We start from the raw sequence: 384 nt of genomic DNA, 5'->3' as shown, positions 1-384 counted from the left end.
CCTCCAGCACGTTCAGGCCCACCACGCCCAGGTCGCAGACCCCGTCCGCCACGAAGGTGGGGATGTCGTCGTCGCGCACGCGCAGCAGGTCGATCGGGTGGTTCTCCACCCGGTACAGCAGGTCGTTTGCGCCCTTCATGACGCGCAGGCCCGCATCGCGGATCAGCTCGAGGGAACGGTCGGCCAGACGGCCGGATTTCTGGACCGCGATGCGCAGTCGCCCGGATGCAGTACTCATGTGACTTTACCTTAGTGTCGGGGGCGCTTGATGCGGTCGAGCACCAGCCGGTAGCCCTGATGGGGCATTTCCCTGAGGAAGCGGGCCACCCGCACCACGGTGGTGGGGCTGGCGTGGGCCTGTTCGGCGATCTCGCGATAGGACTT

The 384-nt window shown here is 66.7% G+C and carries 2 pseudogenes; both read right to left on the bottom strand.

The window, feature by feature from the left end:
• Positions 1-238, bottom strand: a pseudogene (locus C0461_RS14430) (ATP phosphoribosyltransferase); the annotation flags it as partial.
• 11 nt (positions 239-249) lie between these two features.
• Positions 250-384: pseudogene (locus tag C0461_RS14425) on the bottom strand (Trp family transcriptional regulator); the annotation flags it as partial.

The organism is Brevundimonas sp., from assembly GCF_013823285.1.
In the GTDB taxonomy this organism is placed as follows: Bacteria; Pseudomonadota; Alphaproteobacteria; order Caulobacterales; family Caulobacteraceae; genus Brevundimonas.
The sequence above is the reverse complement of the archived record's forward strand: the minus strand, read 5'-3'. Positions and strand labels throughout refer to the sequence as shown.